Below are 15,925 nucleotides of genomic sequence, written 5' to 3'. Positions count from 1 at the left end.
AACGGAGGGACTCCCATTTTGATTCGGTAACCTGCCGACCATAGTAAAAAAAGAAACTTTTACCTTAGGACATGGCTTTGCGTCTCTATGTTTCCATAGATTTGCCTTTTTCTTCTTTTCTTTTAGATATTTTCTATTTACGTCCACTTTATATGAAATTATTGTTTTTTTCACCGAAAAATGGGTGTAAAGATTCATGCGTTATGCCGAAGGGATCACATCATAATTTACGATATTTACCGAAAATAACTAATAATAGTTGCGTTCCACCGAAAATAAATGACCAATTACCGCAAAAATTTCATGTTTTTCCTTAAATTTTGCAAATATGACCGAAAATGTAGGAGAGAGGTCTCCTATCACGCTTCGCATTTTCTTAAATCTTAAGAACTATATTCCCTAAAACTTTGAATATTTTTACCATAAAAAACAATACAAAAAGAGCTGTCATTTCAAATGACAGCTCCTTGTTTCTTCATTATATTTACATCACCTTAGACAGACCAATCGTTTTCTCAATAATGAGCAACGCAATGATAGAAATGATAATAAATATGACAGATATCGCATTGACACTCGGATCAAAAGTTTGCTCAATGTAATTAAACGTCCTCACGGGAATCGTAATGGTTTGAGGTGAAGAAACGAACAAACTAATCGAGATTTCACCAAATGATGTCACAGCAGAAAACACTCCACCTGCGATAATGCCCGGCTTGATCAAGGGCAGTGTCACACGAAAGAAAGTACGTATGGGCCCTGCACCAAGATTCATGGAAGCTAGCTCAAGACGTGGATCAAGATTTGAAACACTGACACCCACGGTTCGTACCACATAAGGAAAACCAATGATGACATGCCCAATGACTAATGCCCACAAAGACCCTGTAAAACCCATAGCCGTAAACAAATACAGCATCGCAATCCCTAATACCACCTGAGGAATCATAAGAGGTGACAAAATAAAGGCTTGAACAGCTTCCTTTCCCTTAAAGGAAAGCCTTGCTAAAGCATAAGAAGCCATCGTTCCTAAAAGAACAGTAAGCGGCGTCACAATCAATAACAGAATCACGCTGATACGCAAAGATTCCATCCATTCTGGATTCGACACGACCTCATGAAACCAACGAACGGAAAATGAAGTCGGCGGGAATTCAGGAAAGGCATTCGGGCTAAAAGCAGAAAGAACAATGACAAGAACAGGTACGGTTAAAAAGAGATAAACGAGTGAGCCTGCGGTCCATATCAGAACCGAAAGCAAACGGTCACTTATTGATTTTTTACGCATGCATCCTCGCCTCCCATCGCTTCAATAGATAGCTTAATAGACTGACGACCGCTAGCACACAAATCAATAAAGTAAAGGACATCGCAGCGGCAAGAGGCAAATTATACACCTGCATGACCTGCTGATAAATGGACAGTGGCAAGAGCGGCTGCATCCGTCCGCCGACTAGCAGAGGAGTAATATAACTTCCTGCTGCAAGTGAGAAGACAATAATTGCTCCGGTGATCATGCCTGGAATCGTAAGCGGCAAGGTCACATGAAAAAATGTCCGTATACGCCCAGCACCAAGACTCATAGAAGCCGGTCTTAAGTGACGGTCCATATCAGTTAAGCTCGTTGCAATAGGCAGCACTGCAAAAGGGAGCATCACTTGAACATAAGCAATAATGACCGCATTCATATTCCACAGCATCGATAGCGGTTTCTCAATCAGATGTAAATCGATCAGCATGCCATTGATCAAGCCATTTTGCGAAAGAAGAACGATCCATGCAAATGTCCGAATGACGACACTCGTCAAAAGCGGCGATACAAGTAAGATATAGAAAAAAGCCCGCAATCTTGGATGACGTGCTTTCACTAGCACATAAGCTGCAGGATATGCCATCAATAAACAAATCACCGTTGTCTGTAAGGCCACCCACACAGTACTTCCAATTGCTTTCACATATGCATCTGTCGTAAATACATGTAAATATTGAGACAAACTATAGGATTGTAACGTATTCATCATCGAATCCACATCACGAAAACTGAGGACAAACATCATCACAAGCGGAGCAAGAAGGAATACAACTAGAAACAAACAAGCTGGCAGCAGCATAAACCAATGAAAGCGCTGATTCTTTTTTTTGATTCGCATCACACATGCACCTTCGAATCTAAGAAAACAATATCTTCAGGCTGCCAATGAATCTGCACAGTTTCTCCAACTCGAGGCAGCTCGGGAAATGCTGCGTCTGATGCATGGACAATGATTTCACCTTGATCAAGCCCAACGACCAAACGTAAAGAGTGCCCAATATAACTGACATCTGCCAACATTCCTGTGACATGATTTGGCTGAACTTCCTCCCCGCCAGAAGATAACTTGATTCTCTCGGGACGCAGCATGAGTAAATGCTTCTCGCTCTTCTCTTTAAATGCGGCAGCTTTTAGCTGAACTTGCTTCCCGTTTGATTGAGTGAAATGTGGAACAGTGTATGTGGAAGTAACTTCATCATACTCCACTTCAAATAGATTGACCTGTCCGATAAATTCAGCAACAAAACGATTATTTGGCTGACGATATACTTCTAAAGGTGTCCCAATCTGCTGAATTTTCCCCTCACCTAATATCCCAATTCGGTCGGAAAGGCTTAAGGCTTCCTCCTGATCATGCGTCACAAGAATAGTCGTAATTCCGACATTCCGTTGAATATTTCGCAGCTCCGTCTGCATATTTTTTCTTAGCTTTGCATCTAGATTACTGAGTGGTTCATCAAGAAGGAGAACAGCCGGCTGGATAGCAAGTGCCCGTGCAATTGCGACCCGTTGCTGCTGACCACCACTTAATTGGTGCGGCATACGTTTGGCAAATGACTCTAATTGCACAAGAGACAAGCTCTCCATCACCTTTTGCTTGATTTCCGCCTTCTTTTTCTTTTGAACCTTCAACCCATATGCAACATTATCAAATACGGTGAGATGTGGGAAAAGTGCATAACTTTGAAAGACCATCCCCGTTTTCCTTTGATAAGGAGGTAAAGTCGTCACATCCTGATCACCAATATAGACGACTCCTTTTGTTGGTTCTAAAAAACCACCAATGATATTGAGTAAAGTTGATTTTCCGCAGCCACTAGGGCCAAGAAGGGAGAAAAATTCCCCCTCTTTTACCGTAAGACTGACATCATCAAGAGCAATCTGCTCGCCAAAATGCTGGCTGATATGTTCCAAATTGATTCCACTCATGCGATCACCTATTTTCCTCCGCCTAGTACTTCATTCCATCGATTTGTCCATTGACCGAGCTCTGAAGTCGCTGTTTCGTAATCTACCCAAGTCAGCTTGCTATAATAATTTTCGCCAACTTTCACTTTCCCTTTAATTTTGTCTCCGTATTTCACATCAGAATTCGACATGCCATAGTAAGATTTTTCTGAGAAGGCTTCTTGAGCTTCTTTCCCGCTAAGGTAGTTTAATAGCTTATAAGCCGCTTCCTCATGCTGACTTCCCTTTGTTAACGCCCAGCTCGCAACTGCTGCCACAGCGCCTTCTTTCGGATATGAGAATCCAATATCCATCCCTTCTTCTTCAAGTGCAAATGATCGGCCATCCCAATATGGAACTGCCGTCACGTCACCACGTTCTAACAGCGTTTGAATAGACCCTGGGTTATCAGGAAAAGCAGCTACACGCCCTTTTAATTGTGCGAGGCTTTTAAATGCTTTATCAATATCCTTAGGATTTGATTCTGTCCCTCCTTGAGCATGGACAAGTGCAGAGAAAAATTGTAAGCCCGCTGAATAAGTTGGGGAAGAAATCGCCACTTTCCCTTTCAGTTGATCGCTCCATAAATCTGTCCAGCTGTTTGGCTCCTGTTTGACAAGATCTTTTCTATAAGCAATTCCAAGCTGTCCCATACTAAAGCCTGCTGCATATTGTTTTCCATCAACAGTGAGTTTCTTTTGAACAGAACGATAAAGCTTTTTCACATTTGGCGCTTGATCTTCATCAATAGGCGCAAGAACGTTTGCCGCAATACCTCTTTGAATCGTATCAGGCTGTAAAATAAGCAAATCATACGGTGGATTTTTACCATTAGATGCTTTTAATTTTGTAAACCATTCAGAATCTGCCCCAGAGACCGTTTGTACCTTAATGCCTGTATCCTTTTCAAACTTTTCGAGGATTGGCTTAATATTCTTTTCCCAATCTCCTCCGTAGACACCAACGATCACAGTCTGCTGCTGTTTACTTTGGTCCTGCCCATTTCCACCGCATGCAGACAGCAGTAACATGACGGATAGGACACCTGCAAATATGGCGATTACTCTTCTTTTCATGATTCATTTCCCCCTTTTTGTTGATTCAACTGACGAAGTGCTTGAATAATATCCATCTTTGTTAACGGTTCCTGTCTATGACTAAAATGAGAATGAACCGCATGTTTATAGTGCGTACGCTCATTTGCTGGGTATGAACGAAGCTGCACAGCAAGCTCACTGCTGGCTTCGTCCGTCCACACTTTCTCATAAGCTGCTCTTTGCTCTCCAAAATCCCAAGCGACAGCATCAGCATCATTCATCTTTTCACGAAGCCTGCTCGTCTGTTCGTCATCAATTTTCCATTCATTATGGTCTCGATAGACTTTGACGCCATATTGCTGAAGTGCTCTTTCTTCACTTAATAGCCCTGCTTCCACTTCATGAAGGACTTTTTCTTTCGTTCTAGCAAATGGATTCCCCCATCCTCCTCCACTTGGTGAAATCAATTGAACAATATCGCCTTTTTCAAGACGCATGACATCAATTTTCGGCTGGTTTTGTGTATCCCCATTTGGTTTGGTCAATTTCACCTCACCAATTGCTCCTGCTCGGCCGCCCATTAACCCCCAAGGTTGAAACTTCATTCGTTCCATTCCTCGTGCCGTCACCATCGATTCTGGCTTGATCATTTCAAATTCTAAACCAATCGCATGTCCCCCTCTATGTTCCCCTGCTCCACCTGTGTTCGGCAACAGTTCATATCGGTGTACATGAATATCAATATGCTGTTCCAAGCTCTCGATAGGTGTATTTTTTAAAAAGCCTGACGAATGATCAATTCCATCGACTCCATCAGTCCCTTTTTGAGCACCCCCGCCTCCGCCTAACGGTTCGACCACAGACATTTTTCTGCCTCCTGTTTGATCATCAGGAACAGAGAGAACGACGATAGCGGATTGACCTGCACCTGCCGCCGGCACTGCTTCAGGCAACAGCTTACCAATAGCACCTAGCACGACATTATACAGTCTCATTGTAATGGAATGCCGAATACCGACAGAAGCCGGATATTCTGGATGGACAAGCGTTCCTTTAGGTGAAATCACGTCTATCGGATACGTAATCCCACCATTAATCGGAATAAAAGGATCTTTACTAATGATGTAATTAATCAATCCTTGATATAAGAAGGAGTGCTTTTGACCATTGGTGACAAGATTAAAAGCTGTCTTAACTTGCGGGTCACACTCAGAGAAGTCCAGTGTCAGCTGTTTCCCTTTGACCGTCAGCTTGATCTTTAATCGGATCGGCACATCCGAAATCATATCATCATCCAAGTAATCAGCGAATTCACTCGTTCCATCAGGGATGGCTTCAATTACTTTTCCGGCGCGATCCTCTGCTTGCTTCAGCAGATCAATCATTCCTTGCTTCACTTCGTTTTTTCCAAATTTCTCGATCATTTCTTTTAGTCTGATTTCTGCTGTATTAACAGCGGCAATCATCGCATTAATATCGCCATCATTTAAATGACTCGCCCGGCTATTAGCTCTTAAAAAGGTACGAACAACCTGATTTTCTTTTCCACCTTCATAGATTTTCACTGGCGGAATTCTTAATCCTTCCTGATGAACATCTGTTGCAGTTGGAGAAATGCTTGAAGGGACAAGACCTCCCACATCACTTACATGAACAAAAGACCAGGCATAGCTGACAATTTCATCTGCTATAAAAATGGGTTTGATGATATGAACATCTGGCAAATGAGTCGCTAAACCGTCTGTCGTATAAGGATCATTTGTGATGATAATGTCACCCGGCTGCATCGGTCCGCTTTCTTCAATCGCTTTTTTGAGACTCAGCCCTAAAAAGATCGTGACACCGACTGTTTTTGGGTAAACAAAGAAATCTCCAGAAGGCGTGGCTAATGCTGTGGCAAAATCCGCCGATTCTTTTACGAATGTTGTAAAGGATGTCCGCTCAATGACATGTCCCATGCCTGATGCAATCGCATTAAAATAACTCCTCATCATCTCAAGCTTTGCTGGATCAGTTCCCATGTAAAGCCGCCTCCCTTGAAATCACCAAGTTTCCTGAATGGTCTATGCTGCCTGCCCAGTTTGGCAAAATCAATGTTGTCGTATCATCTTGCTCAATGACGGCAGGTCCATTCACAACAGCACCTAATGACAAAGTACTCCGATTGTAAACAGATGCTTCGTACTCTTTTTCTTCTATAAAGATTCGTCTGTATGATTGTGGTATTAAAGGCTGTCCGCTGCTTTCATCAACAGAAGAGATAGGCAGTGGAGGCGTTTCACCTATAACCCGAACTCGCAAATGAGTAAATTCAATGTTCGCCTGATCATCTCTATGGCCATATTGACGCTCATGCAGGCTGTGGAAAGCTTCAATCAGATGATAGACGTCTTGTTCCTGCTTTAGCCAATCCACAGATAATGGCAATTCAATCTCAAATGCCTGTCCTTGATAGCGGGCATCTGCTAATAACAAAATGGACGTTTGTTTGATATGTTGAATGTTTTGCTGGCTGAACCAATCCGTTGCTTTGCGAGAAAGCATTTCATAATCTTGTTTTAATTCGTCCATCGTATAGTCTTGTAAGCATATTTTCTTAGACAACACAGCATCATGGATAAAATCGGCTGTAAGTGCACCTAGCGCACATAATGTCCCTGGACTTGGAGGGACGACCACATTTTTCGCATGAATTTCTCTCGCAAGGAAATTCGCGACAACAGGCCCTGCCCCGCCAAATGCTAGCAAACTAAAATCTCTAGGATCAAACCCTTGCTGCTCCATGACATTGCTTAGTTCTGTGTACATATTGGCAACAGCCACTTGAATCAACTGGTCAGCCGCCTGTTCGACCGTTTTATGAAGCTGATCAGCAATTGGCTGAAAGGCTATTTCCGCTGCAGACCGCTGCAATTGTAAATGTCCTCCGGCAAACCGATCTTGATTGAGGTAACCGCATATGAGAAATGCATCGGTTAAAGCAGCTTTTTTTCCCTTTCCATACGAAGCCGGTCCAGGCTGCGAGCCAACTGATTCCGGTCCTGCTTTAAGAAGCCCGCCTTGATCAAGCCATGCGACAGAACCTCCGCCAGCCCCTATCGAATACATCGCAACAGATGGAAGAATGATCGGAAATCCTGAAAGCTGATTCGACTGAGCCATTGTAGGCTGCCCATTTTGAATGATCGAGATATCTGCACTTGTGCCACCAACATCAAACGTAATTAAATTGGGTTCATTTGCAGATGTTGCAATTCTTGCCGCACCAATTACACCAGCTGCCGGGCCAGAAAAAAGTGTTTTAACGGGTGAAGTGGCTGCGCTTTCTGCATCCATTAAACCACCATTTGATTGGGTAATGTATGGAGAAATTGGTACACCTTCTTCTTTCAAGCGGTTTTTCAACGTTTGTAAATATTGTTTCACCTTTGGTTGAATGTACAAATTGACAACAGACATCACTGTCCGCTCATATTCTCTCATTTGTGGCCATAATTCTGATGATGTCAGGACTTCTAACTGTGGGTAATGATGATGAATATAGGCTTTTGCCTGTAATTCATGAACTGGATTTTGATAGCTATGTAAAAAAGAAATGACAATGCCTGCTAGTTTTTTAGAGATGACCTGCTGGACAGCATCATCTAGTTGCTGCAGTTGGAGAGGTTTTTTGATCGAACCATCGTGTATGAGCCTTTCAGAGATTGGATATACATGTTTTCGTGGTATCAATGGTTCTGGCAATTGAGAATTGAAGTCATAAGGAATGGGTAGACGTAAACGCTGTAATGACAAAATGTCTTGAAAACCTTCCGTTACAAAAAGGGCTAAATCTGCTCCCTTTCTCTGCAATAATGTATTAAGACCGATTGTCATGCCGTGTACGAGATATTGGATTTTGGATAAATCGACACCTCTTTCTTTTAGAAGTTTTAGCCCATTGATAATTCCTTGAGCTGGGTCATCTGTCACTGTAGGTGTCTTGAGTTCAGTCAGCTCCCCTGTTGCTTCATTCATCAGCGATAAATCAGTAAATGTTCCACCTATGTCTATTCCGAGCCGATAAGAGACATCCGCCATTTGTACTTCCCTCCTGTCATGTAAATGGAATCATATTTTGATAAATTACGACATTTTTTGATATTTGACTCCATATTATTAAAGCATATCGGTCTAGTCAATTTTATTTTTTTGAAATTTCTGTGTGTTAAAATCTTGAAATTAGCCTAAAAACCTGTGATAAAGCCATTTTACATAAGCAGAATTGTAATATGAGCAGCAAAATTAAAATTTTTGTGATTTTTGTTCAAATAGGAAAAGAGCATAAACAGGTAAAAAACGTTTTTCGAACTTTAAAAGACGTTTTTTCAAAACGAGGAGAAATTGGTAAGTAATTCTGCTATACTTCTGTTTACAAAATACGCTAAAGAGAAAGAGAGCTAGCATCTATGAAACTTCTTAAAACCATTCTCTTGCTTTTATTGATTGTCATTGGTGTAGCAACAGGCTATGTCCAACTAGAGCAACATAAACAAGAGACGACAAACTCTTCTTATGACAAAACCATTCACTTTCCATCAGATCGATATCCAGAAACCGCAAAACACATAGAAGAAGCTATTGACGAAGGTCATTCTTCCATTTGCACCATTGATCGAAAAAATAGTGATGAGCAAAGAGACAAATCACTTCATGGCATTCCAACAAAGCGTGGTTATGATCGTGATGAATGGCCAATGGCGATGTGTAAAGAAGGTGGAGCAGGGGCTTCTGTCAAATATGTACGTCCTTCAGATAATAGGGGTGCAGGCTCTTGGGTAAGTCATCAATTATCAGATGATCCTGATGGCACAAGAATCCAATTTATTATCGAGTAGCACGATCTTTCCTTTTTTCACAACAAAAATTTCTGTGTAAGTGCATTCACGTATATCAAACATTTTTTTCATGCCGATAATCTTTAAGGAGGGATACCCTACCTTATACCTAAAGGAGTAAAAAGCATGAAGAAAAAAGGAAAACTGAGGCTTGGCGCCAAAATAATGCTGATCTTTTTAAGTGTCCTCATCGTATTTTCAGCAGTGGTTGGTTATGTAGTGAACCGCGAAATGACAGAGAACATTAAGCAAATGGCCACCGAAAAAGCAAAAGGCGATCTAAAGCTAGGATACGCTTACCTAACTGAAAAGGTTGCTGGCTCGTGGCAGATAAAAGATGGCAAGCTTTACAAAGGAAAGACTCAAATCAATAACCATGACACATTGGTTGATCAATTAGCCGAATATACTGGTGATACAATCACGATCTTCCAAGGAAATACCCGTGTTGCCACAAATGTCATGTTAAACGGGAAACGAGCTGTAGGAACCGAAGTCTCACCTGAAGTAAAGGCCGCTGTTTTGGATAAAGGCGAGAATTATTACGGAACAGCCAATGTTGCCGGGAAAGACTACCAAACGGCTTATATGCCCATCAAAAATGATACAGGGGAAACGATTGGTATTTTCTATACCGGTGCAAATCAAAGCATGATTTCACAAATGCTTCAGTCTTTCTTTATTCAATTTGTCACGGTCCTACTGTTAAGTTTAATTGTTTCTGTTATCATTATTTCTATTTTCACAAAGCGGATTCAGACACGTCTCAAACATATGGCATCTGCTATTAAGAGTGCGGGCGAAGGAAATTTAACCATCAACGTGACAGATCACACAGGCGATGAACTTTCTGAGCTGGCAGGTCACTTTAATAAGATGCGTGAGAAATTAAATCAAACCATTTTAAATGTGATCAAAACATCTGAATTAGTAGCCACCTCTTCTGAGGAGCTGTCAGCTAGCGCAGAAGAAACGAGTGCAGCATCAGAAAAAATTACCCATACCATTCAAGAAGTCGCTCAATCGTCTGAACAGCAATCGTCCCAAATGACAGCTAGTGAGCACACGATGAGACAAGTATCTAACGAGCTGGTAAACATCACTGAAAATGCGGGACAAATGGCAACAAGAAGCCAGTCCGCACAAGAAATGGCCCAAAAAGGTGTACAAAATATCGGTGAAGTCAATTCACAAATGACATCTATTGCAAAATCAATTGAAGAGAACGGCACAGCAATTCAAGCGCTAGAAACACGTTCAGCCGAGATTGATCAAATTTCCAAAGTGATTACAGATATCGCTAACCAAACAAATCTACTTGCTCTTAATGCGGCCATTGAGGCAGCACGCGCAGGTGAACATGGAAAAGGTTTTGCCGTTGTGGCAGACGAAGTGAGGAAGCTCGCAGAAGAATCGCAAACATCATCCAACATGATTTCACATCTCATTTCCGAAATACAAAAAGAGATGAATCATTCGACGAGTGCCATTAAACGAGTACGAGAGGAAGCGGCTCAAGGGGCTGTTCTTATTTCTCATACAGAGGATTCATTTATTGACATTCAGCAGTCAATGAAGGAAATGGCAGAAGGCATTAAACATTTATCAGATGCATCCCAAAAAATCGCAGCTTATACAAATGATGCGAAGCAAACCTTTGCCTCTATCACAGAAGGCGTTAAACTGACGAGTGAACATTCACAACAAGTAGCAGGTTTAACAGAAGAACAATTTGCAGCAATGGAAGAAGTAACAGCTTCATCAGAGGCTCTCGCCCATTTAGCAGGAGACCTAAAAGAAATGGTTTCGCAATTTCACATCTAGATCCCTCATACAGTAGCGCAAGACGGCGACAATCGTCTTGCTGCCTAACATTCTCTTCAATTATCTTACTTTCAAACATTCACTTTTCAACATGATCGCCAGCTGGACAAATCTTATGAATAAAGGAGTTATCTATATGAATGATTTAAATCAAACGTATCCCCTATCTATCTCCTATCACCAAATCACCGTATACACTGGAAGCACGACGCCACCTGTGATTGATTGGACAGATGACGATATTCTTCAAGGATTCGCAACTGGGGATCGAGGTATTTCTTTTGAAGGCATCAATAACGGAAAGGCTTCTATTATCGTGACATTAAACAGCCATGAGCCTCCATCATCCGTTGATAGAGTCATCACAGTGCCATTTACTCATTCAAGTGATCATGTTTATCTGACAAGCGTCATGGCACAGATACTGTCTTTCTCCATTCCAAAAGGAGACTATCAGCTCACCTGCTATATATCTGAGCACCCTGATCAAGATCTCTATTATTTTGATTTTCAGACTGCTTAGATCACGCCTGGTCGTACTGTTCAAGCCATTTTTCCGCAAAATCGACCGATTCTCTCATCGGCAATAAATACGAATTGGCTAGCCCGATTTGACTGTGGTTATAACTACATCCTGATTGTAAGAAATCACGACCAATCTGTTCAAATAATTCTTCTCTTGTGATGATATCTTGATACTCTTTCCACACCCTCCAACCATTCTCTAAAATGGGGGCCCCTCGTGTCATGAGGTCTTGCTGTGAGATTCGATATTCAGCTAAGTGAAAAGCTGTCACACTCTCGAATGACGTGCCAATTAGCAGCACTTTTGCATCAAGATCGTACATACGTCCAAGAGGTGAATTTTCTCCTAAACCATAAGGAAGCGCATGGTGTTTCAACACTTCATCTTTCCTTTTCCCCCAGGCGGTGAATGAGAAATGAGGATGATTGCTTCTTTCTACGCCTGGGTATTTCCAAAAGGTCTCCGCTACCTTTCCCATTGCTGTTGGAGCTGTGTAAGCCGGATCAAATGCAGGCATCGTGTCTTTGATCGGTTTCCACCAAGAATAAGGAACAGGCGGATTGATCCAATCAGCAGGATCCGACAGCTCTAATGTTTGTGCCGGCATAATCAGTGTTCCTTCATCTGTTAAAATATCCATCATAGCTTGTATAACGGCTATAGCTCCTCCATTCACCCAGCCAATAGATGACAAGGATGAGTGGACACATAAGATCATGCCCTTCCTTACACCAAGTTGAACCAAATCCGCTTTGATTCTTTCCTTTGTGATCGGTTCAGCCTGATGTTCAATTAATCTTTTCATCGGTTATTTCCTCCTGCGTCTCATCTATTCTTGATGAGTGAGACGTTTCACAGCGATAGACAATTTATAATTTGCATGCTTTGTTAGCTCCGTTAAAAATTGATCAAGCTCATCATGACTGGAGAAATGTCCTTCAGCCATATAACAGCCCTCTCCACTTATTTTAAACAGGTTTTTGATTTCTTCCTTTTGATGGAGAAACGATAAAAGCGGTTCATGATCATGACTTCGGGTAAAGAGCTGTAAAAATGTTTGGATGTTCTGCTGTGTCCGCCAGTTAATTGAAATGGTATAGGCTTCAATAACCCCCTCTTCTTCAAGCTTTAAAACTCTATTTTTAGCAGCTTGACCGGTTAAATGGACTTTTTCACCAAGTGCTTTCATCGTCAATCGGCTATTCTTTGAGAGTTCTTTTAATATATCCATATCTGTTTTGTCTAGCATTGGCTCACCTCTTTCAAAAATCAAGTCGTTCCGCTGAAAGACTTTCATGATCCTCTGTCACATGAAGCTCTTTTAATATACTGTAAACTTAATGAGAAAAAAAGGAGGCCTTCTAATGAAAATAACACTCATTCGTAATGCTACTTTATACCTTCAATATGGTCCGTCAACATTTTTAATCGATCCCTTTTTAGCAGCAAAAGGAACCTATCCACCGTTCCCACATACTTCCAATCAACATGTAAACAATCCAATTGTGGATCTGCCTGCAAACATTGATTTGGACAAGATATTACAGCCGGATGCTGTCCTGCTCACTCATTTACATGTAGATCACTTTGACGACGAGGCAAAAAAGAGGTTAGCGCAAACTTTGCCGATCTATACTCAATCAGAGAAAGATCGCACGATAGTGAAAAAAGCTGGATTTCAGCATGTTACATGCATTGAAGATGAAATGGATGTTTGCGGTGTTCATATGAAACGAACTGGCGGGCAGCACGGGACAGGAGAAACCGCTAAACGGATGGGACAAGTGAGCGGTTTTGTTTTCTCTCATCCTGATGAGCCTACTCTTTATATTGCAGGAGATACCATTTGGTGTGATGAGCCGAAAGAGGTTGTGAATACATGCCAGCCAGATATTATTGTGGTCAATAGTGGGGCTGCCCAATTTTTAGAGGGAGACCCAATTACGATGACAAAGGAAGAGATTGTAGACATTCACCATACTCAACCACAAGCTCAAATCATCGCCTGTCACCTTGAAGCCGTGAATCATTGTTTATTAACAAGAGCCGCATTAACATCTTACATTCAAGAGAATCATGCAGATCAGGCCATTTTTGTCCCTCAAGATGGTGAGACGCTGACCTTTTAACACATAAACAATAAAAACCGGCCCCTTGCTGCCGGTTTTCTTAAACTTATGGTCGATGGTGCTGTGGTTTTTTTAGTAATGGAACAAACCCGTTATTTTTTAAATGATTGTAATGTTCATCCATTCGTTTTGTGATGTGCGTGCCTTGTTCCTTCGTTAACACACCATACTGAACGTATTTTTCAATCACTTCTTTTCGTTTAGATAAAATTTGCTGTTCAAGTACTTCAATTTGTTTTTGTTGCTCTGTCGTTAATTTTACTTGATGCGTGACGGGGCGCTTTTCCATTTGGGGTGTTTCTCCATAAGCCGTATTCACCTGAAAACCAAATAATAGCACCATCGTTAGTAAGATCAAACCACTTGTTTTTTTCATCACTGTCGTTCCCTCCTTTATTCGATTTTAATTTGCACACTCTTTCCTTTTTTATACATTATTCACAGCATCAAATTGCACATAATATTCTTACTTTTTCGCTTTTCATCTGAAAACGTTGTCCTAACTGAAAAAGCGTGCTATGTTTTGTTTTGTATAAAAAATAGAGGAGGATTCTTAAATGAGTCGTTTTTATCATAGAAAACCTATATGGGTTCTGCTTGTTGTGTCTGCTCTCATGCTTGTCATGTCTGCTTGCAATCAATCAGGCTCATCTCAGTCCGGAGAATCAAAGTGGGATCAGATTCAAAAGAAAGGGAAAATCGTGGTCGCTACTTCAGGCACCTTGTATCCTACGTCTTACCATGATACATCGAACGGCAAGGATCAATTGACTGGCTATGAAGTGGAAGTCGTCAAAGAAGCATTTAAGCGCCTTGACGTCAAAGTAGAATTTAAAGAAATGGGTTATGACGGTATGCTCAGTGCCATTAATTCAGGTCAGGTGGATGCCGCTGCAAACGATATCGACATCACAGATGACAGGAAAGATAAGTTCGCCTTTTCAACACCTTATAAATACTCCTATGGAACCGCTATCGTTAGAAAAGATGATCTGTCAGGTATTAAAACGCTAAAGGATTTAAAAGGCAAGAAAGCAGCAGGTGCTGCAACGACCATCTATATGGATGTTGCCCGTAAGTATGGTGCAAAAGAAGTCATTTATGATAATGCCACAAACGAGCAATATTTAAAGGATGTCGCAAACGGCCGTACAGATGTCATTTTAAATGACTACTACTTGCAAACACTGGCGCTTGCTGCATTCCCTAAGCTAAATATTACGATCCATCCAGACTTAAAATACATGCCGAATGAACAAGGGTTTGTGATGAAAAAAGACAATACAGAGCTTCAAAAAGAATTAAATCGTGTATTAAAAGAGATGAAAAAAGACGGAACCATGAAAAAGATTTCGGAGAAATTCTTTAATCATGCTGACGTCTCAAAGAAAATTGATGTTGATGTCGAAGATGTCGACATTTCTAAATAAGGAGCCGCAGACGTGGGAGATATTCATTTAGAATATATCTTTAATCCTGCACTGGCAAAAGCGTCATTCCCATTTGTCATGAAAGGCATCTGGCTGACGCTGCTCATTTCCTTTGTGAGCATGTTTTTTGGTACGATTCTAGGCTTTTTTATTGCCCTTGCTCGAATGGCAAATACGTGGTTCCTTCGGCTGCCTGCACGGCTGTATATTTCATTCATGCGAGGGGTTCCCATTCTGGTCATTTTGTTTATCCTTTATTTCGGATTCCCTTACATCGGCATTGAATTTACAGCTGTCACTGCTGCTATTATTGGATTCAGCTTCAATAGTGCTGCATACATTGCCGAAATTAACCGGGCGGCTCTCTCCTCTGTTCCAAGTGGTCAAGTGGAAGCCGCCAAATCACTTGGTCTCAGTTATTGGCAAACGATGCGCGGAGTCATTTTGCCTCAATCCGTGCGCATTGCACTGCCGCCCCTGACCAACGTCATGCTTGATTTAATCAAAGCTTCCTCACTAGCGGCAATGATTACTGTGCCCGAACTCTTCCAGCAAGCAAAAATTGTGGGTGGACGAGAATTCGATTATATGACCATGTATATATTGGTTGCCTTGATTTACTGGGGCATATGCAGTGTGGTCTCATTGCTCCAAGACTTTTTGGAAAAACGCTATGCAAAATATCTATAACAACAAAAAGCAGATCCATTGGATCTGCTTAGATTGTTGACAAAGGGCTAAAATGAACTTGATTTTAGCCCTTTTTCTTCTTTTCAGCGTGATAGAAAACCTTTGCAGTCTAGGAAAGACGAGTACTGGCGCGGAGCGAATTTGACATTCGAG

15 protein-coding genes and 1 riboswitch are annotated in these 15,925 nt (G+C 41.5%); of the genes, 6 read left to right on the top strand and 9 right to left on the bottom strand.

The features are described from left to right. Positions 1 to 22: 22 nt before the first annotated feature. A riboswitch (cyclic di-GMP riboswitch) is annotated at positions 23 to 116 on the bottom strand. A gap of 368 nt (positions 117 to 484) precedes the next feature. From AC0VYC_RS01995 to AC0VYC_RS01970, 6 genes are read right to left on the bottom strand one after another with little or no spacing between them, the layout of a single operon-like run. Next, a complete protein-coding gene (locus AC0VYC_RS01995) occupies positions 485 to 1,288 on the bottom strand; it encodes an ABC transporter permease (protein ID WP_008347828.1) in 804 nt (267 codons plus the stop codon). Beyond that, positions 1,281 to 2,150: an ABC transporter permease gene (locus AC0VYC_RS01990; protein ID WP_475389292.1), complete on the bottom strand. Its 870-nt coding sequence runs from the start codon at positions 2,148 to 2,150 to the stop codon at positions 1,281 to 1,283. Before AC0VYC_RS01990 ends, AC0VYC_RS01995 begins: the two co-directional genes overlap by 8 nt. After that, complete coding sequence (locus AC0VYC_RS01985) at positions 2,150 to 3,241, bottom strand: ABC transporter ATP-binding protein (protein WP_335364709.1); 1,092 nt, start codon at positions 3,239 to 3,241, stop codon at positions 2,150 to 2,152. Before AC0VYC_RS01985 ends, AC0VYC_RS01990 begins: the two co-directional genes overlap by 1 nt. Positions 3,242 to 3,249: 8 nt before the next feature. Next, positions 3,250 to 4,335 carry an ABC transporter substrate-binding protein gene (locus AC0VYC_RS01980; protein ID WP_045034596.1) on the bottom strand — a complete coding sequence of 362 codons (1,086 nt, stop codon included), beginning with the start codon at positions 4,333 to 4,335 and terminating at the stop codon, positions 3,250 to 3,252. Then, on the bottom strand, positions 4,332 to 6,317 hold the full coding sequence (locus AC0VYC_RS01975; RefSeq protein ID WP_475389289.1) for a hydantoinase B/oxoprolinase family protein: 1,986 nt from the start codon (positions 6,315 to 6,317) through the stop codon (positions 4,332 to 4,334). The genes AC0VYC_RS01980 and AC0VYC_RS01975 overlap by 4 nt, the downstream gene beginning before the upstream one ends. Further along, positions 6,307 to 8,376, bottom strand: coding sequence for a hydantoinase/oxoprolinase family protein (locus AC0VYC_RS01970; protein ID WP_072367498.1), 2,070 nt, complete (start codon positions 8,374 to 8,376; stop codon positions 6,307 to 6,309). The genes AC0VYC_RS01975 and AC0VYC_RS01970 overlap by 11 nt, the downstream gene beginning before the upstream one ends. A 368-nt stretch (positions 8,377 to 8,744) precedes the next feature. Here AC0VYC_RS01970 and AC0VYC_RS01965 point away from each other — a divergent pair, with 368 nt between their 5' ends. The 3 genes from AC0VYC_RS01965 (at position 8,745) to comJ (ending at position 11,520) form a co-directional block, all read left to right on the top strand. After that, positions 8,745 to 9,173 carry a NucA/NucB deoxyribonuclease domain-containing protein gene (locus AC0VYC_RS01965; protein WP_047945874.1) on the top strand — a complete coding sequence of 143 codons (429 nt, stop codon included), beginning with the start codon at positions 8,745 to 8,747 and terminating at the stop codon, positions 9,171 to 9,173. 126 nt (positions 9,174 to 9,299) lie between these two features. Continuing rightward, positions 9,300 to 10,997, top strand: a complete 1,698-nt coding sequence (locus AC0VYC_RS01960) for a methyl-accepting chemotaxis protein (protein ID WP_268432022.1) — start codon at positions 9,300 to 9,302, stop codon at positions 10,995 to 10,997. 136 nt (positions 10,998 to 11,133) lie between these two features. Then, on the top strand, positions 11,134 to 11,520 hold the full coding sequence (gene comJ / locus AC0VYC_RS01955; RefSeq protein WP_035703161.1) for a competence protein ComJ: 387 nt from the start codon (positions 11,134 to 11,136) through the stop codon (positions 11,518 to 11,520). A gap of 1 nt (position 11,521) precedes the next feature. On the opposite strand, the gene AC0VYC_RS01950 is transcribed toward comJ, so the two are convergent. Together AC0VYC_RS01950 and AC0VYC_RS01945 are read right to left on the bottom strand one after the other, a co-directional pair. Next, positions 11,522 to 12,328, bottom strand: coding sequence for an AAC(3) family N-acetyltransferase (locus AC0VYC_RS01950; RefSeq protein ID WP_024718957.1), 807 nt, complete (start codon positions 12,326 to 12,328; stop codon positions 11,522 to 11,524). 24 nt (positions 12,329 to 12,352) lie between these two features. Next, a complete protein-coding gene (locus AC0VYC_RS01945; RefSeq protein WP_024718958.1) occupies positions 12,353 to 12,772 on the bottom strand; it encodes an Lrp/AsnC family transcriptional regulator in 420 nt (139 codons plus the stop codon). Between the two features lie 115 nt (positions 12,773 to 12,887). On the opposite strand from AC0VYC_RS01945, the gene AC0VYC_RS01940 reads away from it, so the two are divergent. Beyond that, positions 12,888 to 13,652: an MBL fold metallo-hydrolase gene (locus tag AC0VYC_RS01940; RefSeq protein ID WP_475389285.1), complete on the top strand. Its 765-nt coding sequence runs from the start codon at positions 12,888 to 12,890 to the stop codon at positions 13,650 to 13,652. Positions 13,653 to 13,698: 46 nt separating this feature from the next. Here the strand turns inward: AC0VYC_RS01940 and AC0VYC_RS01935 are convergent, their stop codons facing one another. Beyond that, positions 13,699 to 14,028, bottom strand: coding sequence for a YckD family protein (locus AC0VYC_RS01935; protein ID WP_256688990.1), 330 nt, complete (start codon positions 14,026 to 14,028; stop codon positions 13,699 to 13,701). A gap of 238 nt (positions 14,029 to 14,266) precedes the next feature. On the opposite strand from AC0VYC_RS01935, the gene AC0VYC_RS01930 reads away from it, so the two are divergent. Then, entirely contained in the window at positions 14,267 to 15,082 is an 816-nt protein-coding gene (locus tag AC0VYC_RS01930; protein WP_370529221.1) for a transporter substrate-binding domain-containing protein, read from the top strand. Between the two features lie 12 nt (positions 15,083 to 15,094). Next, positions 15,095 to 15,772 (top strand): amino acid ABC transporter permease, encoded by a 678-nt coding sequence (locus AC0VYC_RS01925; RefSeq protein WP_008347854.1) that lies wholly within the window; start codon positions 15,095 to 15,097, stop codon positions 15,770 to 15,772. Positions 15,773 to 15,925: the final 153 nt, after the last annotated feature.

This window comes from Bacillus sp. iso_77, from assembly GCF_056173625.1.
The sequence above is the reverse complement of the archived record's forward strand: the minus strand, read 5'-3'. Positions and strand labels throughout refer to the sequence as shown.

Coding starts and splice junctions, on each gene's coding strand:
- AC0VYC_RS01930 (WP_370529221.1), top strand. CDS start 14,267: ATGCTTGTCATGTCTGCTTGCAATCAATCAGGCTCATCTCAGTCCGGA.
- AC0VYC_RS01940 (WP_475389285.1), top strand. CDS start 12,888: ATGAAAATAACACTCATTCGTAATGCTACTTTATACCTTCAATATGGT.
- AC0VYC_RS01945 (WP_024718958.1), bottom strand. CDS start 12,772: ATGCTAGACAAAACAGATATGGATATATTAAAAGAACTCTCAAAGAAT.
- AC0VYC_RS01980 (WP_045034596.1), bottom strand. CDS start 4,335: ATGAAAAGAAGAGTAATCGCCATATTTGCAGGTGTCCTATCCGTCATG.
- AC0VYC_RS01950 (WP_024718957.1), bottom strand. CDS start 12,328: ATGAAAAGATTAATTGAACATCAGGCTGAACCGATCACAAAGGAAAGA.
- AC0VYC_RS01985 (WP_335364709.1), bottom strand. CDS start 3,241: ATGAGTGGAATCAATTTGGAACATATCAGCCAGCATTTTGGCGAGCAG.
- AC0VYC_RS01970 (WP_072367498.1), bottom strand. CDS start 8,376: ATGGCGGATGTCTCTTATCGGCTCGGAATAGACATAGGTGGAACATTT.
- AC0VYC_RS01935 (WP_256688990.1), bottom strand. CDS start 14,028: ATGAAAAAAACAAGTGGTTTGATCTTACTAACGATGGTGCTATTATTT.
- AC0VYC_RS01960 (WP_268432022.1), top strand. CDS start 9,300: ATGAAGAAAAAAGGAAAACTGAGGCTTGGCGCCAAAATAATGCTGATC.
- AC0VYC_RS01990 (WP_475389292.1), bottom strand. CDS start 2,150: ATGCGAATCAAAAAAAAGAATCAGCGCTTTCATTGGTTTATGCTGCTG.
- AC0VYC_RS01995 (WP_008347828.1), bottom strand. CDS start 1,288: ATGCGTAAAAAATCAATAAGTGACCGTTTGCTTTCGGTTCTGATATGG.
- AC0VYC_RS01965 (WP_047945874.1), top strand. CDS start 8,745: ATGAAACTTCTTAAAACCATTCTCTTGCTTTTATTGATTGTCATTGGT.
- comJ (WP_035703161.1), top strand. CDS start 11,134: ATGAATGATTTAAATCAAACGTATCCCCTATCTATCTCCTATCACCAA.
- AC0VYC_RS01975 (WP_475389289.1), bottom strand. CDS start 6,317: ATGGGAACTGATCCAGCAAAGCTTGAGATGATGAGGAGTTATTTTAAT.